General features: G+C 49.1%; 20 protein-coding genes. 6 read left to right on the forward strand and 14 right to left on the reverse strand.

Annotation, left to right across the window (positions count from 1 at the left end; all coding sequences use genetic code 11):
* Positions 1-69: 69 nt before the first annotated feature.
* Complete coding sequence (locus CRO03_RS01265; RefSeq protein WP_097110348.1) at positions 70-1,284, forward strand: pyridoxal phosphate-dependent aminotransferase; 1,215 nt, start codon at positions 70-72, stop codon at positions 1,282-1,284.
* A gap of 179 nt (positions 1,285-1,463) precedes the next feature.
* Complete coding sequence (locus CRO03_RS01270) at positions 1,464-2,855, forward strand: alanine/glycine:cation symporter family protein (protein ID WP_097109761.1); 1,392 nt, start codon at positions 1,464-1,466, stop codon at positions 2,853-2,855.
* An 80-nt stretch (positions 2,856-2,935) separates the two neighbouring features.
* Here the strand turns inward: CRO03_RS01270 and CRO03_RS01275 are convergent, their stop codons facing one another.
* Complete coding sequence (locus tag CRO03_RS01275) at positions 2,936-3,262, reverse strand: YebG family protein (protein WP_097109762.1); 327 nt, start codon at positions 3,260-3,262, stop codon at positions 2,936-2,938.
* A gap of 135 nt (positions 3,263-3,397) precedes the next feature.
* Here CRO03_RS01275 and CRO03_RS01280 point away from each other — a divergent pair, with 135 nt between their 5' ends.
* Positions 3,398-4,648, forward strand: a complete 1,251-nt coding sequence (locus CRO03_RS01280; protein ID WP_097109763.1) for an anti-phage deoxyguanosine triphosphatase — start codon at positions 3,398-3,400, stop codon at positions 4,646-4,648.
* 47 nt (positions 4,649-4,695) lie between these two features.
* Positions 4,696-5,733, forward strand: coding sequence for a patatin-like phospholipase family protein (locus CRO03_RS01285; protein ID WP_245861378.1), 1,038 nt, complete (start codon positions 4,696-4,698; stop codon positions 5,731-5,733).
* A 25-nt stretch (positions 5,734-5,758) separates the two neighbouring features.
* Here CRO03_RS01285 and CRO03_RS01290 read toward each other — a convergent pair whose 3' ends face one another.
* A complete protein-coding gene (locus CRO03_RS01290; protein ID WP_097109764.1) occupies positions 5,759-7,132 on the reverse strand; it encodes a cyanophycinase in 1,374 nt (457 codons plus the stop codon).
* 191 nt (positions 7,133-7,323) lie between these two features.
* Here CRO03_RS01290 and CRO03_RS01295 point away from each other — a divergent pair, with 191 nt between their 5' ends.
* A complete protein-coding gene (locus tag CRO03_RS01295) occupies positions 7,324-7,722 on the forward strand; it encodes an MAPEG family protein (RefSeq protein ID WP_097109765.1) in 399 nt (132 codons plus the stop codon).
* A gap of 46 nt (positions 7,723-7,768) precedes the next feature.
* On the opposite strand, the gene CRO03_RS18410 is transcribed toward CRO03_RS01295, so the two are convergent.
* Entirely contained in the window at positions 7,769-7,921 is a 153-nt protein-coding gene (locus CRO03_RS18410) for a hypothetical protein (RefSeq protein ID WP_170948907.1), read from the reverse strand.
* Between the two features lie 222 nt (positions 7,922-8,143).
* On the opposite strand from CRO03_RS18410, the gene CRO03_RS01300 reads away from it, so the two are divergent.
* Entirely contained in the window at positions 8,144-9,109 is a 966-nt protein-coding gene (locus tag CRO03_RS01300) for a transposase (RefSeq protein ID WP_097109766.1), read from the forward strand.
* 93 nt (positions 9,110-9,202) lie between these two features.
* On the opposite strand, the gene CRO03_RS01305 is transcribed toward CRO03_RS01300, so the two are convergent.
* From CRO03_RS01305 to tssG, 11 genes are all read right to left on the reverse strand, one after another.
* On the reverse strand, positions 9,203-9,430 hold the full coding sequence (locus CRO03_RS01305) for a hypothetical protein (protein WP_097109767.1): 228 nt from the start codon (positions 9,428-9,430) through the stop codon (positions 9,203-9,205).
* Between the two features lie 59 nt (positions 9,431-9,489).
* Positions 9,490-9,885 (reverse strand): tetratricopeptide repeat protein, encoded by a 396-nt coding sequence (locus tag CRO03_RS01310; RefSeq protein ID WP_097109768.1) that lies wholly within the window; start codon positions 9,883-9,885, stop codon positions 9,490-9,492.
* Between the two features lie 475 nt (positions 9,886-10,360).
* Positions 10,361-10,714 (reverse strand): hypothetical protein, encoded by a 354-nt coding sequence (locus CRO03_RS01315; protein WP_141397713.1) that lies wholly within the window; start codon positions 10,712-10,714, stop codon positions 10,361-10,363.
* Positions 10,701-14,759 (reverse strand): RHS repeat-associated core domain-containing protein, encoded by a 4,059-nt coding sequence (locus CRO03_RS01320; RefSeq protein WP_097109770.1) that lies wholly within the window; start codon positions 14,757-14,759, stop codon positions 10,701-10,703. The genes CRO03_RS01315 and CRO03_RS01320 overlap by 14 nt, the downstream gene beginning before the upstream one ends.
* A 14-nt stretch (positions 14,760-14,773) precedes the next feature.
* Positions 14,774-15,754: a hypothetical protein gene (locus tag CRO03_RS01325; RefSeq protein ID WP_097109771.1), complete on the reverse strand. Its 981-nt coding sequence runs from the start codon at positions 15,752-15,754 to the stop codon at positions 14,774-14,776.
* Positions 15,739-16,785 (reverse strand): hypothetical protein, encoded by a 1,047-nt coding sequence (locus CRO03_RS01330; RefSeq protein WP_141397714.1) that lies wholly within the window; start codon positions 16,783-16,785, stop codon positions 15,739-15,741. The genes CRO03_RS01325 and CRO03_RS01330 overlap by 16 nt, the downstream gene beginning before the upstream one ends.
* A gap of 3 nt (positions 16,786-16,788) precedes the next feature.
* Entirely contained in the window at positions 16,789-17,079 is a 291-nt protein-coding gene (locus CRO03_RS01335) for a PAAR domain-containing protein (protein ID WP_097109773.1), read from the reverse strand.
* A gap of 52 nt (positions 17,080-17,131) precedes the next feature.
* Positions 17,132-18,946 carry a type VI secretion system tip protein TssI/VgrG gene (gene tssI / locus CRO03_RS01340; RefSeq protein WP_097109774.1) on the reverse strand — a complete coding sequence of 605 codons (1,815 nt, stop codon included), beginning with the start codon at positions 18,944-18,946 and terminating at the stop codon, positions 17,132-17,134.
* Between the two features lie 99 nt (positions 18,947-19,045).
* Entirely contained in the window at positions 19,046-19,525 is a 480-nt protein-coding gene (locus tag CRO03_RS01345) for an Hcp family type VI secretion system effector (protein ID WP_097109775.1), read from the reverse strand.
* Positions 19,526-19,834: 309 nt separating this feature from the next.
* Positions 19,835-22,474: a type VI secretion system ATPase TssH gene (gene tssH, locus CRO03_RS01350; protein WP_097109776.1), complete on the reverse strand. Its 2,640-nt coding sequence runs from the start codon at positions 22,472-22,474 to the stop codon at positions 19,835-19,837.
* Positions 22,475-22,494: 20 nt separating this feature from the next.
* A complete protein-coding gene (tssG, locus tag CRO03_RS01355) occupies positions 22,495-23,490 on the reverse strand; it encodes a type VI secretion system baseplate subunit TssG (protein ID WP_097109777.1) in 996 nt (331 codons plus the stop codon).
* Between the last annotated feature and the right edge of the window lie 34 nt (positions 23,491-23,524).

Here is a 23,524-nt window from a genome sequence, read left to right on the forward strand (position 1 = left end):
TGACAACTACACTCTGAAGTTTTAGCTATCTGGATGGATATTATTTTAGGGGGCAAACCGGTTCAGGCTATGAAACCAATTGAACGTTCAACCAAGCTCGATGGAGTATGTTATGACATTCGCGGCCCTGTGGCCCAGGAAGCCAGACGAATGGAAGAAGAGGGTCACCGTATTCTGAAACTGAATATCGGTAATCCGGCGCCCTTCGGCTTTGAGGCTCCGGATGAAATTCTTAAGCATGTTATTCATAACCTGCCTACGGCCCAGGGTTATTCAGACTCCCAGGGTATTTATCCGGCAAGGGTCGCCGTAGCACAGTATTATCAGCAGCGCGGTATCAGAGGAGCCGATGCTGATGATGTTTATATTGGCAATGGTGTCTCAGAGCTTATTTTAATGTCGTTGCAGGCTTTACTGAATAATGACGATGAAGTGCTGATCCCCTCGCCCGACTACCCTTTGTGGACTGCAGCCGTTAATCTGGCAGGGGGTAAAGCCGTTCACTATCGCTGTGATGAGCAGCAGGACTGGTATCCGGATCTTGCCGATATTAAACAAAAGATCAGTAAAAAAACCAAAGCAATAGTACTGATTAATCCGAATAATCCTACCGGTGCAGTTTACCACCAGGCTTTTTTACTGGAGCTACTGAAAATAGCCCGTGAGCACCGGCTGGTAGTGTTAAGCGATGAAATTTACGACAAAGTATTATATGACGGTACTGAGCACATCAGCACGGCGTCGCTGGCTGATGATCTTATTATGCTGACCTTTGGCGGCTTATCAAAAAATTACCGGATAGCTGGCTTCCGGGTTGGCTGGTTGTTTATTTCCGGCGCGAAAAACCTGGCCCGCCATTATATAGAAGGCTTAAATGTACTGGCCTCAATGCGGTTATGTGCCAATGTACCCTGTCAGCATGCCGTGCAAACCGCACTGGGCGGCTATCAGAGTATCAATGAGCTGGTGATACCGGGTGGCCGCTTATATGAGCAAATGGACCTGGCGCATAAGCTGGTAACAGAAATTGATGGTTTAAGCTGCATGCGCCCGAAAGGCGCCATGTATTTATTTCCGAAAATAGACCGCAAAAAAATCCGGATAAAAGACGATGAGTTATTTGTACTGGATTTTTTGCGTCAGCATAAAGTACTACTGGTGCATGGCCGTGCCTTTAACTGGCCGGAACCTGATCATTTCCGCATCGTGTTTCTGCCTCATAAAGAGCAACTGGCGGCAGCCCTTGGCAAGCTTGGTCAGTTTTTACCGGGCTATAACCAGTAAAGTACCGCTAACAATAACAGCGACCGGCTCAGATGCAGCGGTCGCTTATTCCCTCAGGCCACCAGATGCCTTGTTCTGGTGGTTAATCACCGCAACTCTGGGTTTAATTTCTTGTTTCTACTTTGATTTAACAGTAGGCTTATATTAATAAATAGCCGTCCATACTGCTGAATATAATAATGATCACTGACTTTTCGTTTCAACAGGCGTTTGAAAGCCTGACTTCAAAGCTGGCCGCCGTAGTATTTTATGCCTTTGAAATTAATGGCGTTGCTATACCCATGGTATTAATCTGGCTGATTAGCGGTGCACTGGTTTTCACCTGTTACCTCGGCTTTATTAACGTGCGGGGTTTTGGCCATGCCGTTGGCCTGCTGAAGAACAATAAAAGCAGCGGGGCTACCGGTGAAATCAGCCCGTTTCAGGCATTGAGTACCGCCCTGTCAGGTACTGTTGGCACCGGTAATATTGCCGGCGTCGCCATTGCCATTAGTCTCGGTGGCCCGGGGGCCACCTTCTGGATGATAGTGGCGGGTATACTCGGCATGTCGACCAAGTTTGTGGAATGTACCCTGGCAGTAAAATACCGGCAAATTAACAGCGATGGCAGCGTATCCGGTGGCCCGATGTACTACATTAAAGCCGCGCTGGATAAATGTAACCTGCCACTAACCGGCACTGTACTGGCTATGGCATTCTCAGTATTCGTTATTTTTGGTTCAGCCGGTTTTGTCCATGTTAATCAGGGGTTTGTTCAGGTTAAAACCGTCACCGGCTTTGAAAATGCCTGGCTGTTTGGCGCAGTATATGCGCTGCTGGTTGGTGCGGTTATTATCGGTGGTTTAAAAAGTATCGCCCGGGTAACCAGTAAACTGGTACCGTTAATGTGCGGTATTTATCTGGCAGCGTCACTACTGGTGATGTTTACTCATTTCAGTGCTATTCCCTCTGCTCTTTGGTTAATTGTCCAGGGCGCTTTTACCCCTGAAGCCGGTTACGGTGGCTTTATCGGCGTGCTTATTCAGGGTTTTCGGCGGGCCGCCTACTCGAACGAAGCGGGTATTGGCTCTTCGCCTATAGCCCATGCTGCCGCCCGGACTAAGGATCCGGTTAGCCAGGGTTTTGTCGGGTTGCTGGAGCCGTTTATCGATACCGTTGTCATTTGTACCATTACCGCACTGGTAATTATTTTAACCGGCGCTTATCAGACACCGGGTCTGGACGGCGTACAGATCACCTCAGGCGCTTTCGCCTCGGTAGTAAGCTGGTTTCCGTGGGTGTTAATGGTAGCGTTGCTACTGTTTGGGTTTTCAACTGTGATCAGCTGGTCATATTACGGTTTAACCGGCTGGCGCTATCTGGTCGGCCACGACCAGCGACTGACTCAGCTTTATAAAGTGCTGTTTTGTCTTATTGTCTCAATAGGTGCTGTGCCAAACGTAATGGCAGTATTCGACTTTATTGATTCAATGATATTTTTAATGGCCGTGCCCAATATTCTGGCGCTGTATCTGCTGTTGCCCGAAGTAAAAGCAGACTTAAAAGCCTACTGGCAGAAATTACCCCGCTAGCGCTAGCCGGAATTTGTTAACGCTACCGGCTATGCTGATCCCCGATTTGCCGGCTGCTATGGCTGACTAACACTGCTGGCTCAGGCGGCCTGCTCTGCTGCCGGTTTCTTGTCGGCTTTCAGCGGTGTCTTAGCGGTATCGCCTGGCGCAGCTGCTGGCTTTGCTGCCGCTTTGGCCGGCTTTTTCGCGCCCAGTGCCACCAGTAACGCCTCTTTATGCTGGGCCAGATATAAGGCCAGGCTTTCGGTTTGTGCTTCGTCAGCTAATAAGCTACTGGCATTTAAAAAACTGGCTAACTCATCAGCGGTATCCAGCATTTTGTCATAGGCATCAGCCTCCGCTTTTGAGGTAAAAGTCATTTTCTCTACTCCATTGCGTTCTACAATATATTTAATTACCACTGCCATTTTGCTGCCCCTGATTAATTTTAACTGTTATTTTATACAGTATAATTTAGCCGGTGTCGAGTGCTCGAATTAAAATCAATTGTCGCGTAGTATAGCGGGTCTTGCTAAGCTGTTTTACCATGATTAAGGAAGGTTATGTTAGCAATTTGGTCAGCGCGACATTCAGAAGACAGCCATGACCGGCCCAATGATCAGCGCTCGCCCTGGCAACGCGACCGGGCCCGCATTTTGCATTCCGCCGCTTTTCGCCGCTTACAATCGAAGACGCAGATTTTAGGCATTGGTCAGAACGATTTTTATCGCACCAGGCTGACCCACTCATTGGAAGCAGCCCAAATTGGCACAGGTTTAGTTAGCCAGCTGGTGAAAAAATCTGCAGAGAATATTAAGGTGATACTGCCGGATCCAAGCCTGATGGAGGCGCTGTGCCTGGCCCATGATATTGGCCACCCTCCTTTTGGTCACGGTGGTGAAACAGCGTTGAATTATAAAATGCTGGCTGATGGCGGCTTTGAAGGCAATGGCCAGACTTTACGGATAGTCGCCAAACTGGAGCCCTATACCCAGCAGCACGGCATGGATTTAGCCAGACGCACCTTGCTGGGTTTACTGAAATATCCGGTGTTACAACCACCGTTGCCGGCCGTAAGCACCACAGATAACCCGCTTAACCTGAACCACTGGAAACCCGCAAAAGCTATTTATCAGGCCGACGCCGATATTCTGGACTGGATACTGCAACCGTTAAGCGCTGCCGACCGCGACGCCTTTCAGCAGGTGGATACCCTGGCGCAGTCACCTTTTATAAAGTCGCGCTACAAATCGCTGGATGCTTCTATTATGGAGCTGGCAGACGATATTGCTTACGGCGTGCATGACTTAGAAGATGCCATTGTGCTGGGCAATGTCAGCTATAGTCAGTGGCAGCACTACACCGGGGATGACATGCAGCAACTGGGCGCCAAATTATTCAGTAGCGAACATCATATCCGAAAAGACGCCATCGGAGCCCTGGTAAACCGGCTTATTACCTCGGTAGAGGTTTATCAGGCACTGCCACAAGCCGCTGAGCCGTTAATCCGTTATAACGCCCGCTTACCCAGCGCCGAAACTGCGTTGCTGCACAGCCTGAAACAACTGGTGTTTAACTGTGTTATTCGCCAACCGTTAATTCAGCAGTCACGGTTTCGCTGCCAGAACATGTTATTGCAGCTGTTTGATGCGTTCGCCTCTGATCCAAGCCGCTTATTGCCGCTTAACACCCAACAGCGTTGGCACAGTGCCAGTGAGCATGGCCAGGGTATGCGGGTGATTTGTGATTACATTTCCGGCATGACCGACGATTACGCCGAACGGATGCATAAAACCCTGTTCGGGCCATTCTGAACGAAGGCCGCTTAACTGTTTACCTGTAACTGGAGAACCCCGCTGTTTTGAATAAACTACGTGTGCTGGCCGGCCCCGGCGCTATGGCCCATATTAAACAACATGGCCTGCAGGCCGACGATATCAGCGTAATGGTGGGTGCCAGTGGTGGCCCTAAATGGTTCAGCCTGTATGGACTGGATCAGTACCTGCTGGCAGACTTTTTTGCCGGCCGCACTAAGCCACTGCATTTACTCGGCAGTTCGGCCGGCGCCTGGCGCTTTGCCTGCTATGCCCAGGCGGATCCGGTTGCTGCCTCCCAGCGCTTTGCCAAAGCTTACTCGACCATCTGCTACCCTGCAGGCGCTGATATTGACCAAGTCACCCGCATTTCTGCAGCAATTATTGACGAGGTTTTTCAAAGCGAGCAGCAGGTAACCGAGGTGCTGGACAATCCGGTGATGAAGCTAAACCTGATCGTTGCCAAAGCCAGAGGGATCAACCGAAGTCAGCGCAAATTATGGCAGGCAGCCGGGTTAACCCTGGCCGCCGGCGCAAATTTACTGGGCCGGCGCTACCTGCAACACTTTTATCAGCGGGTACAGTTTTACCCAGAGCATAGCCCGGCGCCCTTTCATCGCTATACCGGCCTGCCGACCCAGCATGTGCCATTAAGCCAGGCAAACTTGCGCCAGGCGGTAATGGCCAGTGGCTCTATTCCGTTGGTCTTGTCACCGGTAAAAGACATCGCCGGAGCCGGCCCGGGCTTGTATTATGATGGCGGTATTACCGACTATCATTTCGACTTGCCGTTCAGTAGCCACGGCCTGGTGTTGTATCCGCATTTTTATCCTCACCTTACCCCGGGCTGGTTCGACAAGGCATTAAAATGGCGCCGGGCGAAGCCGGCTCATTTACATAATGTGGTACTGCTTTGCCCCAGTGCCAGCTGGGTAGCCAGCTTACCTAATGGTAAAATACCCGACAGAAATGACTTTAAACTCAGTGACGCGCAGCGGTTAGCTAACTGGCAAATTGTACTGGAACGCTCCCACGAACTGGCCACGGCATTTGCCAGCGGCCAGTATCAATTGGAAGCCTTATGAAGGCAGGGCTAAATAATGGCTGAGATTAATTGTTATCAGCTGTTTCTTTATCTGCCACAGCTGTTGTCGCAGTTAATGGCTTAATACTGAATTGTGTAGGCACAATATCCAGCTTTACGCCAAAAGCACTGCCGCTATCCAGTAAACCATCCAGGTATTGCCAGTAGCCGGTGGTGTAGTCATCCTGACTAAAGCGCAGGGTAAAGCCAAGCCCTTGCCCCTGATGCAGATAACTGACGACTTCCTTAGTGCCTTTATTATCAACCAGATCAAAGGTCAGCATGTCTTTTAATCTGCTATTGCGGCTGAACACGCCTGAAACCACCGGTTTTGCCAGATTAAGATACTCATGGCCAACAGTGGCAGATTTCAGCGGGTTCGCCACAAACTGCTCGGTATCAAAATGATAATGATCCCCCCCTTGCATCACACTAACCCGGACATTCTCAATATGATAACCATGCGGGTTATCGAGTCGTCTGGCGTTACTCACATCTATAGCAGTAACGGCACCGGCCCCGATAACCTGGGCGCTGTTGTTGTATGCGGTATAAACCAGGGCGGTATTCTCGTCAATACCAAAGCCCATTGGGAAGGTGGCTTTGTTTAACTCAGCCGCCACAATTAAGCGGCCAAAACGGGCTTTGCGGTCAAAATGCTGATCAATAATAGCGTGCGGGAAAAAACCCAGGCCCTGAGCCAGCATTAATGGCCCGTTTTCCTGATCCTGCATACCGTTATAGCTTTCTGTCGTGCCCTCAGTGAGTGCGCCCCAGGAGTCGCCGGCGGCAATCATCACGTCACTCATCATTGCAGCGCCCGCACTGGTTCCCCCGACCACACCGCCTCGCTGATACAGTGCCCAGATAGCCTCCAGTAGCACTGACTTCTGGCCATCGGGAGCCAGTGTTGCTGTTATATTCAGCTGATCACCGCCTAAAAACCAGACGGCGGTAAACTGGCTAAGCTGCTCAGCTAATTTACTATCGGTGGCACCGCGGCGCCACTGGCTCTCATCAACGTCTTTAGTACTTTTATCATCAGCAACGGCTACCGGGAACAATGTCATCTGGTCTTCATCCAGACCATAGCGCTGCATATCTTCCTGAAATTGCTTAAAGTATTTTACCGGCTGGCCACTGGCGGCCGGAATAACCGCGATCCGGGCTTGCAGTTCACCACCGGCCAACTCAATAAAGTGCTGGTATACTTCGGCGTTAGAGCCCGCCAGCGCGCCCCCAACCAATACCAGGGCGCCTTTATCTACTGCTGGTTTTGGCTCAGATATTTCGGCTTCAGTGCAGCCGAATAACAAGCTTAAACTTATAACTGAAACCGGAATTGAAATAAATTTGTGCCTGATTTTGTGCTTAAATGTGTGCTTTACTGAGTGCTTCACAAGATTTGCTCCATCTTTATGCTTTTAGTATTTTTGCTTTTAAGTATCTTAGCGGGCAATTATTTTTATTGTGGCCCACCGAACAGAGTACCAGATTTAAACTGGTAAGGTCACTCACTTAGCAGTAAGCTGGAGCTATACTACATTTTTTAACTCAGCAATAAGATCAACGCTGTACCGGAGGCTTTTCAATGCTTAGTTCGCTGTTACTCACCCTGTTTATCGCCATGCTACTGCCCTTTTTAGCCAAAGCACCACTGGCCTTTGCCATGCAAAAAGCCGGCGGATATGACAACAATAATCCCAGAGAGCAACAAGCCGCCTTAAAAGGCTTTGGTCAGCGTGCTAACGCTGCTCACTACAACAGTTTCGAGGCCCTTATTATTTATGGCTGTGCAGTATTAACTGCCATCGCTGCAGGCGCAGGCACCGTAGATAACACCACGGTAATATTGGGTTGGGTATTTATCGCCAGCCGCATCCTGTATTTACTATGCTACTGGCTCGATTATGCTACCCCACGCTCCACCATCTGGCTGGTAGGCATGATAGCGGCATTTAGTATTGCAGGAAGGGCGATATTGGGGTGAGGAGCGACGAGCGCCTCACTAAAATAATAACTCGGCGAATTATGTGTTAAAAAGTTATCTCATGATCTCTGGCGTCAACTTCATAGGGCGAATCCAGATAACCAAACTGGATAATTTCGCCGATATAACGGCTTAGAAAGGCTTCGGCCGAACCGGCCTGTTCGTATTGGTGAACATGACGCAGCTCGTGCGACAGCAAACGTGTGGTTAAGTGGCCCTACTTAAGATAAATGCCATAGCCCAGCGTTAAGCGACAATTGAAATGGACAGGCACGACAATTGAAATGGACAGGCACGACAATTGAAATGGACAGGCATAGCCAAACAAAACTTTTTTGCACTCAACCACCAGAACCTTGACAGCTTAATATTCGGTTACTAACCTAAATACTGTATATTTAAACAGCAATCCGGATATGTTATGCCCAGGCCTCGTAAAGCCCTCATCGCCGTTGAAGATACACCCTACTATCATGTGGTATCTCGTTGCGTGCGTAGATCTTTTTTGTGTGGTATTGACAATGAGACGGGTGAAAATTACGAACACCGCCGAGCCTGGATTGAGCAGCGCATCCGCCTGCTGGCCTCACTATTTGCTATCGACATCTGCGCCTATGCGGTTATGTCAAACCACTTGCACATCGTGGTAAAAATTCAGCCAGATCAAGCAAGTAACTGGGATTTGCAAGATGTGCTGTCCCGCTGGACCAGCCTTCACAAGAGTACTCTGCTGGTGAAGCGCTATTTGGCCAACGGTACACTTAGCGCCGCCGAGCTTGATACAGTGCACCATACTGCAGACGTTTACCGCCAGCGGTTGACCAGCCTGAGTTGGTTTATGAAATGCCTCAACGAACCCATTGCCCGCCAGGCCAACAAGGAAGACGGCTGCACCGGACATTTCTGGGAGGCCAGATTTAAATCTCAGGCACTGCTGACTGAAGAGGCTCTGTTATCCTGCATGGCCTATGTCGACTTGAACCCGGTGCGCACTGAGATGGCTGAGACACCGGAAAGCTCTGACTACACCAGCATCAAAGAGCGGCTGACGCCCTCATTCGATTTGTTACAAGCTATTGCTGAACAAACCCGGCAAGGTAATCTGCACCATTTCAGGCATCCTCTCAAACCTCTGCTGCCTTTCGAGGGAGCGCTGGTTGACCAACCACAACAAGGCATATTGTTTAACCTATCTGACTATCTGCTGCTGTTGGACTATACAGGTCGCGCTATCAGCACCGACAAAAGCGGCTTAATTGCAGGACTACTACCCCCCATTCTGCAGCGGCTTAATCTCAGCCAGCAGGAATGGCTGACTCGGGCTACCCAATTCGAGACTCGCTACACAATCTTCTTTAGCCGACGAGCCCACCGCGCCGCTGCCTGACCATCTCGTTCCCCCCCCCACTAAAAATACTTAGCGCCGCAACCTTGCGTTCGGGAAACGTCATACCTGAAAACAAACTGTATAGGTCACATCTCACTCGAGCTTTACTCGTTTAACACTGTCTTTCAGTATTACTTGTCGCATTAGCACTGCATATTCAAACCAGCATAAATCTGTCAGGCGACTGGCAAAATTTTTTAAGTTGTTTGCCTGTCCTAAATCTACAATAGCTTGTTCTTCAGCGGTTAGCGCCCTGCCAAGTCGGCAGATAAGTTGCTGGTTTTGCTCTGTCCATTTGGCCGCACTTAGGGCAATTTGCATGACATTACCTTTTAACAAAAACTCTCAAGGATTTAAAATATATGAAGATGACACGGCTATTATTGATTACCATTTATTTCCTCAAGTAGTTCTGAGGCTTCTGTCACACCGTTCGCCATGGCTGTTAAAGCCCAATGTCTTGCTAATTCAATGTTGTCGTTTTGCAGATAGTAGTACGCTAAATTATATTGGCTCACTTTATCACCCAACTCAGCTGCTTTTTGTAACCAATTAATAGCATTCTCAGTATCCAATTTCGAAAACCTAAAATGCTTATAAAGCCTAACTGCAGCATCTAAATCGCCATTATTCGCCGCATCAGCAAGTTTTGGAAGTTCATCTGAACTAACGAAGAACGTACTACCAGTTGAAATAGGCACCGCTTTATCCTCATTTTTAATATGATTAAATTCAGTCATCGACGAGAATAATGTAACAATTAAAAGTAATTTCATTTAATAGTTCTATTCTTTACTCTTCGGTGTAAAAGTATTTATCTTTCCTGGCTTTGACTTATCAATATCGCCGGTGTCAGTCATACCCATTGGCGCTAATTTTCCGTCAGAGTAATACCATAGATACTCATCTGGAGCTCGCACTGGTAAGTTGATTGCCTGTCCTAAATCTACATCATTTGGTTATCCTAAATTTAGTTTAAGTTGTGCCTGTCCAATACTTGGTTGCAATACTTGGTTATTACTCAATGCTTGCCATGCTTTCAAATACACTCCTGAAATATCAGTTTGCAGTCGGTGTTTTTCGAGCGCCTCAAGGTCAGTAATATAATCAAAAGTTATAAGTTCGCTTCGAGGTGAGAACGAGGAAACTAAGGGTGGCAATTAATATTTCACAATGTTGTTGGCAATTAGATAACAACATCAAGCATGTTCTACCACTGTTGTCGTGATGTACGGGAAACATAAAAATACTCTACCTTGCGAAGTTTTTTGTGACAATATCGCCTGTAGACTTATCAATAATGTAGGAAACTTGTCGACCAAACTTAGTCTGACCGCCGAGAGTATGCCCCTCGTCAGGATGAAACTTAGGAACAAAGGTGACTGTCAGGTTTTCCGAGGCATTTATAATTACCGTAAAGTTTGCTATTTCATAACCAAACTTTTCAAAATCCTCATACGCCGAATTAATGCCAAGTATGACAAAACCATCAAATCGTGCGTTTGTTGTTAAGTCCATAAATTCTCCATCACCCGCTGCTAAAACGACTTTAGCGTTATAACTAACTACAATTAGTAAAGCTAATAGTATTTTAATCATCATCATGCTTTGGTTTCTCTAGTACATAATGTTTTTTAATTTTTGCATCATAACCTCTGTAAATGTCTCCTGGGGTCCCAACATATCCTTTATATTCTGGTGAAACATTTCCTCTAGCATTCGCAATATCTATATCTGGAACTGAAAAGTGGTCACTGTTGAGGTCATCCAATGATGGATCACCTGTCCTTATTAGATTGTCATTTTCGTCAAATGCAGAATACTCTCCATGTGTATGCCAATATCCAACTTCGACGGTATTCTCAGGGACAGCTGCAGAACCATTAAAAGGGTTAACACCATCCTCGTCACCTATAATTGGACCGGTAAATCCATACATACCGCCACTATCTTTAAATATTAACCCCCCGTACTCCAAGTTATCCCTTTTAGACAAAGGGTTAGCAATTTTCATAATATGTAAGCCAGCCTGATCACTAGTTTTAAACCGTTTACAAGCGTCTCCCTCTTTACAACTCAACCCCAACGGATCCACCCAATTGATATGATTAGGCGCATATTGGTAGTGGTTAATACCGCCTAGCAGGCCTATTGGGTCCTGGCTGATAAAGCGGCCGGTTTCGGGGTCGTAGTAGCGAAAGTGGTTATAGTGTAGCCCGGTTTCGCTGTCAAAATACTGGCCCTGAAAGCGGATTGGGTTGTTAATTTCGTTACGCGTTACAAATGCTTTACCGAAAACTGAATAGCTGGCTTGCCAGACAATATTGTTCTGGCTGTCGGTTAGGGATAACGGCGTGCCCAGCTGGTCCAGCTGGTAATAATATACCTCACCATTTTTCAGCAATAGCAGCGGTTTGTTAGTACCTGGCTCGTAGATATACCAGATACTATTGCCAGAACTGCGTTCACCGATAAGCTTATCGCCGTCCCAGAAGTATTCAGTGCGCTCGCCGCCGCTGATTTTGGCACTGCGCCGGCCAAAGGCATCGTACTCATAACGGCTGATGACACCGTTACAACTGACACTGGTTAACTGGTTAAAGCCATTAAATTCACGCTGCTGCGTAGTTGCAGCCACTTTTGAATTTGTACCGGTGCTGGCACTGGCACTGGCGCCAACCGTGGCGGTGAGCTGGTTACCACTGTCGTCGTACTGAAACTGTTTATCATGATAACGCAGCAGGCGGTCCTGCTTAACTTCAATACCATCGCCTGCGGGATTACCAAAACTGTCCCACTGATGGTTTTCATTCTGGCCAGAATCATCGCTATGCTGCTTACTGACGAGCTGATCAAGCTTGTTGTACTGGTACTCAGTAGTGCCCAGTTGGTTATCCGTTACTTTTTTCAGCTGATGCAGCGCAGTATAGCTGTACTGGCGTTGCTGGTTTTGGCTACCGCGGCACCACTGCTGAGTGGTTAAGCGGTTAAAGGCATCAAATTGCTGCTCCAGTAGCAAGCCGCTTTGATACTCGCGGGCGGTTTCGCGGCCGGCAGCATCGAAGGTACGCCATAACAGCGGCTGCTGATCTACCGCCAGCTGGGCCAACTGGCCTTCTTCATTGTAACGGTAATCCAGGGTGGTGCCGTCAGGTAATAAGGTACTACTGCACTTGCCCTGCTCGTTATATTGATGCGCAATACAGCTGTCGTCCTGCCAAATCTCGGTTGGCTGGCCGTTTAAATGATAATTAAAGCGCAGTTTGCGCTGGCCATTACTGGCCCGCAGTACCCGGCCAATTTTATCGTAATGAAAATGATTGCTGGCCAGGCTCTGGCCATGTAGCGCGGTTTGTTCGGTAATGCGGCCGCGTTTATCACGTTTTACTTTCAGCTGGCGTTTACTGCCGTCGCGCACACTGGCAATTAAGCCATTTAAATCATACTGAAAATGCTGCTGGCGACCATCAAAGCCTTGTAACCTTACCGGCCGCTCCTGTGCATCATACTCCAGCTGGTAGCGGGCACCGTCGCTGCGCATAATTGCTGTTAAGTTGCGCTCGTTATCGTATTGGTAATTAAATGCACTGCCATCGGCCTGCAGTAAACTGGTTGGCTGGCTTAAACCGCCATACTGACGCTCGATAACGTCGCCATTAGCATTAGTGGTCGTCAGTAACCGGCCGCTGCTGTCATAGCTAAAATGCTGCTCGAGCGGCTCTGCCGTTTTATCTGCTGGATATTGAACTTGCTTTAACAGCTTACCTGCCAGATTATAATGGTACTCAGTAACCAGACCACTGGCATCAACCACACCATTTAAGCGGCCCAGGCTGTCGTAACTATACCTGGTCAGCGCATCGTTGTGTTTGAGTGCCAGCAGCTGGCTTTCGTCACTCCACAGCAAGCGCTGAATGCTACCGCCCGGCAGATATACCCTTTCCAGCTGATTATTACTGCCATATTGATAACGCGTAACTAAATCATCGGGGCCGGTTTCCGCTAGCAATAGCCCGGCAGCACTGTATTCCCGACGCCATTGGCGGCCTTCAGCGTCAATAATTACGCTGCGCTGGCCCAGTTCGTTATATTGAAAATGAGTAATGGCGCCATCGGCCTGCTCAAGGGTAACCAGCTGGCCGTTGTCGTTGTAGTAAAAGCGGGTTTTGCTGCCATCAGGCGAGGTCTCGGTGGTTTTTTTACCCTGCTTATTCCAGCTGTATTGCCAGGTTGCACCATCGGGCGCCACTTTTTTCAGCAGCAGGTTACGTTCGTTATGAAAATACTGCCAGCGATGGCCATTACCATCAATGCTGGTAGCGCTGTGATTTGTGTCATCGTAACTGAAACGATAGTCATAAATACCGTTGTCGCCCCAGTTACGCACACAGCGGGCGGCCGGGCCGCTGCCTTGCCAGCTGAAGTAATGACAAAAGCCACTGGCCCGTTGGCGCACAGTAAGCAAATGCTGGCTGTACTGATACTTTTCAGTTTCCGCCCCACTGTTAACGGCACTGATCAGCTCATCTTCATCATTGTAGTAATATTGTGCCAGCACGATACCGGTTGCTTGCGACCCTTTATCACTCTTATTACTTTTGCTGAGGCTTACCGCTTCAATCCGGCATAGCAAACCCGCACTGTTGTAATGCAGCTCAATCCCTTTTTTGCCGGTGTAATCTATCCGGCTTAACCGGCTTTGCTGGTTATAGTACAGCTGCAGACAGCGTCCGACACTGTCCATCACCTGATGCAACACCCAACACCTATTGTGCTCGTTTTGCGCCGTTTTTACTGCGGGCACAAATACCCAATGGCTATTATCGGGTTTCAGCAATACCAGGCTGCCATCAGTTTCTGCGCGCAATGCCAGCTCTTCGGCCAGCTGATAGCTGGTTTGACCGGGTGCCGGCATGGTGAAATGCAACTGACGCCCTTCTTCATTAACTAACTGCAGCGACACCGTACCGGCTTCGTCGGTCACGCTATCAATATACAAATTGAAATTACTGCGCCAGCCATAACCAAAACCGATGTTCTGATGACTCTGACTGGAGCGATAGGTACGCCGCCACGCCATAGGCAGGGGCCCGGCCAGTTCAAAATCAGTTAATTCAAGAATTTCCTCACCGGTACACATGGATACCGGGTCGCCACAGGTCTCAACTTTAGCAGTCTCCGGGGTCTGTTGACTGGCAGCGTTCGCGCCGACCTGCTCAGACACAACACTGTCAGTAGCGGCAGCGGGCGCGTCTGTAGCTTTACCTCCGCGCTCCAGCGTTTTACTGCTGGCAGGCGGTGGCGTAACTGATTCGGGCGCAGTCAGCACAGCTTTACGCTCTGGTAGCTGCAGAATAAGCAGCTTTCCCTCTTGCAGCGCGCTAGCGAGCGTGCGGCAAAGCTCGGCATCGCGAACCGCGCTCCAGGGAGCAGCTAAATCTGCCGCAACTAACTGACTGCAGAACCACTGATAAACATGGCGGATACTGTCGCTTTGGCTGGCACTGCGGTCAAACGACTGGCGGATCCAGTTAGTCGCCGCATCACGACTGGCAAACTGCAACGGCGTGCCACTTTGTCCCTGACTTTCAGTGCAAAATAAATACATTTTGCCCGAGCGGGATTTAAGGGTTAAAGAATGCGCAGCCATGCCAATAATTGTCCTTAAAATTCAGAGATGCTGCCGGCTTGCTGCCAGCTGAAAACGGCCACGGCGCGGTATAACCGCTCCGAAATCTCGCACTGCAGGGTTACGCCTTGCTGGTTTGCATTGCTATAAGCCAGATATAAATGTAAAAACCGATAAAGCCCGCCAGCGGCACCAAGCTCACCGGTGCTATAAGCCGGCAAACTCAACTGTGTTGTTTGCTCAATACGTGGTGCCAGACGCTGATAAGAAGATTGCCAGCAAGCAGTCAACTCACTGCTGCCGTTGTCCGGCAGATAAATCCGTGTCAGGGCGCTATCAGTGTTAGCCGCTACCGCATCAAATAACTGCGCTATGGCTAACTCTTGTGTCGCACTACTTACGGTCGCATCTGCAGCCAGATAGTGACAGCACAGGCCAGTTTTACTGTGTTGCAACGCAAGCGCCACAGCGCCTTCTGACCATACAACGTTATCACTGATCTGACATTCAGCAAGCTCTGCTATCGTTGGCTCCTTTACTGACATTGCTGACACCGGGCTATCCAGACCAATAATCCAGACCACTGACTCACCGGCGGTTAGCAGTTGTCTGGCCGCATTTATCGCCATCAGCGCGGCACTGCGCCCATATGGAAATAACTGGCAGGCACTATGGCCTAGCAGCTCTGGAAATGCCTGACGCAATGTCTGTACCACGCCCGCTAATGCCTGCTCCCCTGCAACTTGCTCCGGCAGCACTAATAACACTGGCGCCGCATCAGGCAACAAACTTAATTGCGACCGCAACTTCTTTAACATAGCCACCAGGCGCCCGGCAAACGATAAGTCCGGGTCCTCCAAATCGGGGTTAGCCAGGCGGTTTACCTGTCGCAGCTGGCCTGCCTGGCTTGCCAGAACCGGCTCTACCGGCATCACATCCAGCTGCAATGCCCACTCAGTATCAGCAGTTTTGCCAAGTACCGCAGCATAGTCTGTCACCGTTAAGCAACTGGCCATATACCACCCTGCCAGTTATTAGGCTCTGCCAGTGCCAGTCCCGGTTGCTTTAACACCAACATCGCGGCAGCCGCAAAACGCTGGTACTGATTACCATTAGCCCATGTCTCAGTTAAATTGAGCTCTGTCACTGCCGTCCCGGCAACAAGGTGCTGTTCACTGACGGGCATCGGCATACCTGCCGCCTGCGGCTCTCGCTGCGCGATATCGGCAGTGAGACTGCCCAGCATCGTGATCAGGGCACTTTGCGCCGCGCCCTGATGGGCGGGCTGTTTACTGAGCTCCAGCAACAGTGGCATAAACTTGCTCTGGCCACTAAACCCCATAGCGTTAATGGCCAGGGTAATATCAGTCAGACACAGCGCGTTAACTATCTGTACTTTTCGCTCAGCCGGGGCAGCCAACAACAACAATTGTAGCTGCCGCGGCGTCAGGCAATCCGCTTTTTGCAATTGCTGGACTAATTGCGACTCATCCGATTTTTGCCCCAGCAAATATAAGCTGTAATGCAGTTCAGCCTGTATTGCGGCGTTCTGATGCTGATCATCAGCCAACTGCTGCAACACTGCACGCTGATCCAGCAGGCCATAATTACCGGCTAACTGCACCGCGCTTCTTAAATCAAGTGCCTGCATAGTCTGATACAACTTGGCAGCAACTGCTTTATTTGCCAGCAGACACAGCAACTGGCTTTGTTCAGCCCTGCGGTATTGCTGGACATAATGTGTCGTTGGTTGCTGCTGCAAAGCCAGCCACATTGCGGCCAGTAACGCCTGAGCAGACAACGGCACTGCCAGTGTCAGCAACGTATCCAGCTCTGCCGCACTATTATCCAGCAATGTCCTCAGCCAATCCGGTAACTCTGGATCACTGTTGCCAAGATAACGCTGACATAAGCGGACACTCTGCAACAGCCGGTAATCATGCTGCTGTAACTGGCTAAGAGTAATATAGTCACTGCTGGCCAGACTTAATCGCTGTAGCCACAACAAATGAGTGCGCTCTGCCAGATCAGCGAAGGTTTGCATCATGCCTTAGCCACCAATCAACACTGTTGGCACACCCACCACAATCTTGCCACCATGGGCAGTATCATCACCCAGCCGCGCAGCGTTCTTACCGTTGATAAATACGGTAGCAGAGCCACCACTGATGCTGTCTGGCGGCCCGACACAGAGTAACTTATCGCCCTTTCTCGCCGCCGGCATACCCGCAATACTGACATTAGGTGAGCCCTGCAACACTGGCCCGCCGACGTGCGGCACCTGACCAGTCACTTTAGGACAGACATGCATACAACCAATTATCGCAGCGGGTTTGCTCATATTTCACCTTTGTTGCACTGAGATTTTCGTAAAATCTGGCTCAGGGCGGACGCTAATTAATACTAACCTTGGCACCATTAATAGTAATGTTGACGCCCTTAATCGCTATCGAGCCGTCACTTTTCATGGCAATAGAAGCGGCACCGGTTTTAATGGTAATGGCATCTCCTGCTTCAATGGTCAGAGACTTACCTATTTTATGCGTTTCTGCGCCATCTACTTTAGTGTTGCGATCTTTATTGACCGTGTCGGTGTCATTGCCTTTAATCAGCCGGGTACTATCGTTATCAATGTTGATTTGCTGATCATTTTCCACCCGCAGTTTGAAGTCCTTTTCGGCATGCAGATAAAGCAACTCATCGCCCTTTTTATCTTCAAAGCGAATTTCATTAAAATTATCAGCACCACCTCCCTCACTGGAACGGCTTTTCACCCCACTCTGGGTTTTATCAACCGGTAAATCATAAGGTGGCATGTGATCAGAGTTGTAAACCGCACCAATGATCACAGGCTGGTCCGGATCACCATTTAAAAATTCGACTAATACTTCCTGATCGCGCCGCGGATAAAAGAACATGCCCCACTTTTTACCAGCCCAGTTCTGACTAACCCGGATCGGACAGGAACTCTCATGATCAGTCACATCGCTACGATCCCAATGAAACTTCACGGTAACCCGGCCAAGTTCATCAACTGATATCTCCTCGCCCCCCTTACAGGTTACGGTAGCCGTTTGCACCCCTTTCACCAGCGGTTTCGCTGTTTGCAATAACGGCCGGTAAGCCACGTCTTTTGGCACACAACGAAAGCTGTTCGTAATTACTTTTTCTGCACTCTGATTGGCACCAGCCTGATTAATAATGGCGGCGTCTAAACGCAGGTCGGTAATAACATATTGCTTACCAACTTCTGCTTTATCTTCGTGTTCACTGATAGTAAAAGTGCGGCCAGCAGTAAAACTGCGACAGCTACTGGCACCTTGCTGCATCGCCATATCGCGCTGTAATGCCTCCAGTCGAATGGTTGCGATGGCTTTGGAACGACTGTGGGTTTCTGCTTCTGCGGCATAATTAAATATTTCATAATCGGCATGTTTGCTGACCAGACTACCTTTGCCATAGGTACCTGTGGGTAGTGACTTGGGCTTTTCCAGGTTGTAACCGCGCTGGACAAACTTGCCCGGCACCATCCGCAAGGCTTTTTGCCACTGGCTGATATGAGCTTCTGCCAGGGTGCCGGTATGAAACTTAACATTCTTTTCCAGGCAAGGTTCGTACGCCGCGGCTTTATCGGCCAGGATCAGCTTATGCTGGCCTTTGCTGTGTTCAAAAAAGTAAAAAATGCCTTCCTGCTCAAGCAGCCGGCTGATAAAGCTGAAATCTGCCTCTTCATACTGCACTTTGTATTCGTAATCAGGGTAGCTACCGCTTATTTTTGCGCTGGCATCCAGTTTAATGCCATGTTCTGAGGCCAGCGTTTCTACTATTTTCAGAACGTTCTGGGCTTTAAAAATGCGACTATTCACCTTATGCTGCATGTACCAGGCTGCCGGAACGATAGTAAGATGATAGTCGCGAAAATTGTTGGCGCCGGTTTCTTTATTAACCCGCAAGCCCAGGGCATTAAGCTCTGCCACCACGCCATGAATGTAGCGTTGGGTGTTATTGCCTAGTTCGAGTGTTATACAAACTTCTTTACCAATCAAATCTTTAGCTGCTATTTCCTGACCATTGGTATACACAGTGGCCGCCAGCGAAAATAACCGGGATATTCCTTCATCTAACACAAAACGGGTCAGGTAAAGCGCATCTTTACCCAGCGGCGTGTCAATTCTGATGCTGTTCTCATCCTGGGTAGCTTTTTGCATCCGTATGCCTCAATCAAGAATGGATTGGTAAAAATTCCGGGGTATCTGAAATAATACGTAATACAGCTGGTACCACGAGGTACCAGCTGTGTGTTTACCTTACAGCTTGGCGCCTTTAACGCCGCTGTAACCGTATACCAATGGAGCGGTAACGTTGTTTTTATCGTCTGTCGGAGTAACAGTCATCATCAGCTCGGTGTAGCTGATAACGATAGTTTCAACAGGACGGTCACCAGAAACTGACATCTGATAGCTGCTGATCATTGCATCAGTCAGTTCAATTTTCATGATTTCTTCAATTTTGTCGCCTTGCTTGGTAATGTGGAACACAGCCTTCTGGCCTTTACCGATAGTGGCTTCTTTGAATAAATCCGGTGAAGATTTATCTTGCAGTTTAGTAATAACAATATCGTTTAACCGGGTAGAACTGGCTTCACGGTCCATCGCAGTACCGGTGTATGAAGTTAACTCGCGGTGAGAACCCCAATCCATCGATAGTACGGTGATCATGTCTTTAAATTCATCAGCGGTTGATTCGCCTTTGATCGCGCCATACTGCAGGTAGGTATTTGCTTGCATGCTATGCTCCTTTTGCATATTTAAAATAGTGTCCACTCAGGACAGATATAAACCCGGGCAAACCTCACCCCGGCCAAACGCTAAAAAAACACTCCCTCCAACCACCATGATTACTACAAACAAAATTAACATTGTTTAAACATTAAAGCGGGCTATGTCGGTAAAGCACTTTTTCAAACTGTACAAATTATACATTCAAAGCATCTATGATCAACTTTTAATTAACTATTTAGATCTATTTTTAACTTAAAAGATTGCAAGCCATAAACAAAATGACTTGCAACCTTAATTGTTTAATTAATGTAATATTCAGTCGATAAGATAATCGAATTTTTCGTCATTAAAACTCAAGCTAACCTGAGCTATCTGCTGTTGCTCTGCACTGCGTTGCAGGATCAACACTGACAATTCAGGCAACAAGCTGTTTTGCAGAATATTGTGAATAGTACGGGCACCAGAACCGGCGTCCTGACAACGGCTGACAATAGCGTCAATCACGGTCTGGTCATAACTGAAACTTGCGTTGTAATGTTGCTGCAGCCGTTTTTCAATCCGTTGCAGCTGCAAACGGGTGATCATGGCTAATTTGTCATCATCCAGCGGTAAATAAGGAATGACATTAAGTCGGCCTAAAAAGGCGGGTTTGAAAATTTGCAGTAAATCGTCTTTCAGCGCTTTGCCAAGACCGGTAATTGACGGCGCCGTTTCCGGATCCTCAAACAAACGCATGGTGGTGTCGGTACCGACATTAGAGGTCATAATGATGATGGTATTTTTAAAGTCGATATCCCGGCCTTCGCCATCCTTGATGGTCCCTTTATCGAATACCTGATAGAAAATATCCTGCACCCCGGGGTGAGCTTTTTCCATTTCATCCAATAGCACAACACTGTATGGCTTGCGACGAACGGCTTCAGTCAGAATGCCGCCTTCGCCATAACCGACATAGCCCGGCGGTGAACCCAGTAGTAATGATACTTTATGCTCTTCTTTAAACTCTGACATATTAATAACGGTCAGGTTATCTTCACTGCCATATACCTGCTCAGCTATTGCCAGCGCTGTTTCTGTTTTACCCACCCCACTGGGGCCGGTTAGCAGGAAAATGCCGTTCGGTTTATTTTCATCGGCCAGTTGCGCCCGTGAGGTCTGAACCGTGCGGGCTATCAGCTCTAATGCATGTTGCTGCCCCACCACTCTGCTGGCCAGGTGTTGCTCCAGCGCCAGCACATTATTAATTTCATCGGCCTGCATTTTGCCAAGTGGTATTCCGGTCCAGTCCGCGACAACCTCAGCGATTAATTGCTCAGTAACCTGCCAGTGCACCATCGGCGTTGCCAGTTCCGCTAAGGACGCACGTAGTGCTGTTAGTTGTTCAATTTGCTGTTGTTGAGCATCACGCTGTTCAGTTGATTGTTCGTTATTGTTTTGCGCCAAATCCCGGGCAGCCTGTTGCAATGCTATTGCCAGCTCCCTGGCCTGAGAAACCCACTCGCGCTGAGTTTGCCACTGCTGTTGCAGTTCACTGAGCCTGGTCTGCGCTTCATGCAACTGCTGCTGCAATTCCTCCAGCTGGCTGGTATGCAGCACCCCCAACGTTTGTTCCCGCTGCAGCACATTAATCTCACTTTGCAACTGGTCTACCCTGCGCTGCTGATCTTCAACCGGGCCGGGTACGGCATCCTGGCTCATTGCAACCCGGGCACAGGCGGTATCAAGCAAGCCAACGGCTTTGTCTGGTAGCTGCCGGCCGTTTATATAGCGGTCCGATAAATAAGCCGCGGCCTGCAGCGCTTTATCGGTAATACTGACGCCATGATGGCGTTCCATCACCTCAAGTAAACCACGCATCATCAGCACCGCTTTCGCCGGGCTGGGCTCTTCAACTTTTACCACCTGAAAACGCCGGGTTAATGCGGCGTCTTTTTCAAAATATTTTTTATATTCTGCCCAGGTTGTCGCGGCGATGGTTCTTAGCTCACCGCGGGCCAATGCTGGTTTGAGCAAATTAGCGGCATCGTTCTGTCCGGCCTGGCCACCACTGCCAATCATGGTATGGGCTTCGTCAATAAACAGAATAATCGGGGTTGGACTTTGCTTTACTTCGCTGATGACATTTTTTAGTCGATTTTCGAATTCGCCTTTCATACCTGCCCCGGCTTGCAGTAAAGCTAAATCAAGCACCCGTAACGATACCGACTTCAGTTTTTCCGGTACATCGGCCGCAGCGATGCGCAGCGCCAGGCCCTCAACCACCGCTGTTTTACCGACGCCGGCCTCACCGGTTAAAATGGGATTGTTCTGACGGCGCCGGGTTAAGATGTCGATCATCTGGCGGATTTCAAAATCCCGGCCGACAATAGGGTCAATTTTACCGGCACGCGCCTGAGCAGTTAAATCGATAGTAAACTGATCCAGCGCCGGTGTTTTGCCACCCTGTTTTGTCGCTGTCTGAACCGGCGCATCACCCTGCTCTGCTGACTGCGCAGCCAGACTGGGCCATACCCGTAATAATTCTGCCGGGTTAACTTTATCCAGCTCCGGAATACGACGCAGCACCAGACCTGCCAGGCTTTCATCCTGTAACAAGGTGTATAACAAGTAAGCGCTGCGAATTTGCCGGTCACCGAATTCAATAGTGGTATTAAGCCAGGTTGCTTTTAACCAGCTAATCAGTTGTACCGAAATACCTGGCAGCGAGTTATTGCCGGTTTTCAGCTGCTCTAACGCCTGCTGTAGTTGCTGCTGAAGCTTGTCAATATCGATGGCAAAGCTGCGAAACAGCAAATTAAAATCGGCACTGCCCTGCTGCACTAAGGCATCCAGCCAGTGCTCAATCTCCACCGTATAGTGGCTACGAGACTGACAACGTGCTGTTGCGGCCTCCAGTGCCTGCTTACAGTCATTATTGAGTTTTTCTACCAGACTTTTCAGAGAACTTGTCGACATACATGCTTCCTGTGCATTAATTAAAGCCGGCCCAGTTGAAAACCAACCTGGGCGGGATGCTGCGATATTGCAGCGCGGAAACTTAACCGGCTACCGCGGCCAAGCGCAGTTTGCCGACTGGCCAGGCGGGTACAGGCAAAATCCTGCTGTTTACCCTTAATTACCAGCCGAACCTGCAAATGAGGATCGAGATAACGGCTGACAATCTGCTGAATTAGCTGATAACGGTTACCGCCTGGTAATAAACCGGGCAATTTTGCTGCCGGTGCATCTATCTCAATCACCAGCGCAGAGCTGACATCCCACACCCGCTGTCCCAGCATGGTGGTTTGACCCAGCGCGCCGTTCTGGCCCTCTGGTAAGGTGCGGCCACTAAGCCGGCTTTGTTCAGTAGCTTCAAGTGCTAACCAACGGCCTGACAACGGGATCACCCGGGTATTAGCACCAAGCAAGTCGGTTAACATTTGCTGCAGCATCTGAGCCGGGCGATTACGCTGACTGAAGGCACCCGCATAGTACAAGCCAAGGTTATCCTGACAGCCGGTTAGCTGTTGTAACAACTTACTAAACGGATCGTTTAAGCCATCGGCAATTTCATACTGACAGGCAAAGCGGTATTTTTCCCAGGCCCGGTAATACAGCGAGATAAGCCGGTGATTGAACATATCGTAAAAGTCACGCATCGCACCGTCGCGCTGTTTCAGCCGCTGCAGCACCATTTCGGTGTAATGCTGCGGCAGCACACCACTGGGCCCGGTTAAACCCAGAAAACTGACGTACAGTTCTAACGCCAGTTTGTCTTCACTGGTGGTGCGGGAGTTGGCTTTATTTATGGGTTGCCCGGCAAAGCCCAGATGTTGCTCTGCTTTAAACCGTACTAACTCTGCTGCAGGGAAGGCATCACGGCCAACGCCATGCCATTGCTTCTGCTCAGCGCTAAGCTGGCGCTCTACCTGATACACAGCCTGGTAAAAATCAAAGTCTGCCGGGCTTGCCACTAATGTAGCTAAACTCATAAGTTCACACTCATACTTTCAGACTCATACATTC

The sequence above is a fragment of the Arsukibacterium tuosuense genome (assembly GCF_900215315.1).
GTDB classification, from domain to species: domain Bacteria; phylum Pseudomonadota; class Gammaproteobacteria; order Enterobacterales; family Alteromonadaceae; genus Alishewanella; species Alishewanella tuosuense.

Bases quoted from the DNA above. Each gene is read 5' to 3' on its own strand.
- CRO03_RS01265 (WP_097110348.1), top strand. From the start codon at position 70: ATGAAACCAATTGAACGTTCAACCAAGCTCGATGGAGTATGTTATGAC.
- CRO03_RS01270 (WP_097109761.1), top strand. From the start codon at position 1,464: ATGATCACTGACTTTTCGTTTCAACAGGCGTTTGAAAGCCTGACTTCA.
- CRO03_RS01275 (WP_097109762.1), bottom strand. From the start codon at position 3,262: ATGGCAGTGGTAATTAAATATATTGTAGAACGCAATGGAGTAGAGAAA.
- CRO03_RS01280 (WP_097109763.1), top strand. From the start codon at position 3,398: ATGTTAGCAATTTGGTCAGCGCGACATTCAGAAGACAGCCATGACCGG.
- CRO03_RS01295 (WP_097109765.1), top strand. From the start codon at position 7,324: ATGCTTAGTTCGCTGTTACTCACCCTGTTTATCGCCATGCTACTGCCC.
- CRO03_RS01300 (WP_097109766.1), top strand. From the start codon at position 8,144: ATGCCCAGGCCTCGTAAAGCCCTCATCGCCGTTGAAGATACACCCTAC.
- CRO03_RS01305 (WP_097109767.1), bottom strand. From the start codon at position 9,430: ATGCAAATTGCCCTAAGTGCGGCCAAATGGACAGAGCAAAACCAGCAA.
- CRO03_RS01310 (WP_097109768.1), bottom strand. From the start codon at position 9,885: ATGAAATTACTTTTAATTGTTACATTATTCTCGTCGATGACTGAATTT.
- CRO03_RS01315 (WP_141397713.1), bottom strand. From the start codon at position 10,714: ATGATGATGATTAAAATACTATTAGCTTTACTAATTGTAGTTAGTTAT.
- CRO03_RS01320 (WP_097109770.1), bottom strand. From the start codon at position 14,759: ATGGCTGCGCATTCTTTAACCCTTAAATCCCGCTCGGGCAAAATGTAT.
- CRO03_RS01325 (WP_097109771.1), bottom strand. From the start codon at position 15,754: ATGGCCAGTTGCTTAACGGTGACAGACTATGCTGCGGTACTTGGCAAA.
- CRO03_RS01330 (WP_141397714.1), bottom strand. From the start codon at position 16,785: ATGATGCAAACCTTCGCTGATCTGGCAGAGCGCACTCATTTGTTGTGG.
- CRO03_RS01335 (WP_097109773.1), bottom strand. From the start codon at position 17,079: ATGAGCAAACCCGCTGCGATAATTGGTTGTATGCATGTCTGTCCTAAA.
- tssI (WP_097109774.1), bottom strand. From the start codon at position 18,946: ATGCAAAAAGCTACCCAGGATGAGAACAGCATCAGAATTGACACGCCG.
- CRO03_RS01345 (WP_097109775.1), bottom strand. From the start codon at position 19,525: ATGCAAGCAAATACCTACCTGCAGTATGGCGCGATCAAAGGCGAATCA.
- tssH (WP_097109776.1), bottom strand. From the start codon at position 22,474: ATGTCGACAAGTTCTCTGAAAAGTCTGGTAGAAAAACTCAATAATGAC.
- tssG (WP_097109777.1), bottom strand. From the start codon at position 23,490: ATGAGTTTAGCTACATTAGTGGCAAGCCCGGCAGACTTTGATTTTTAC.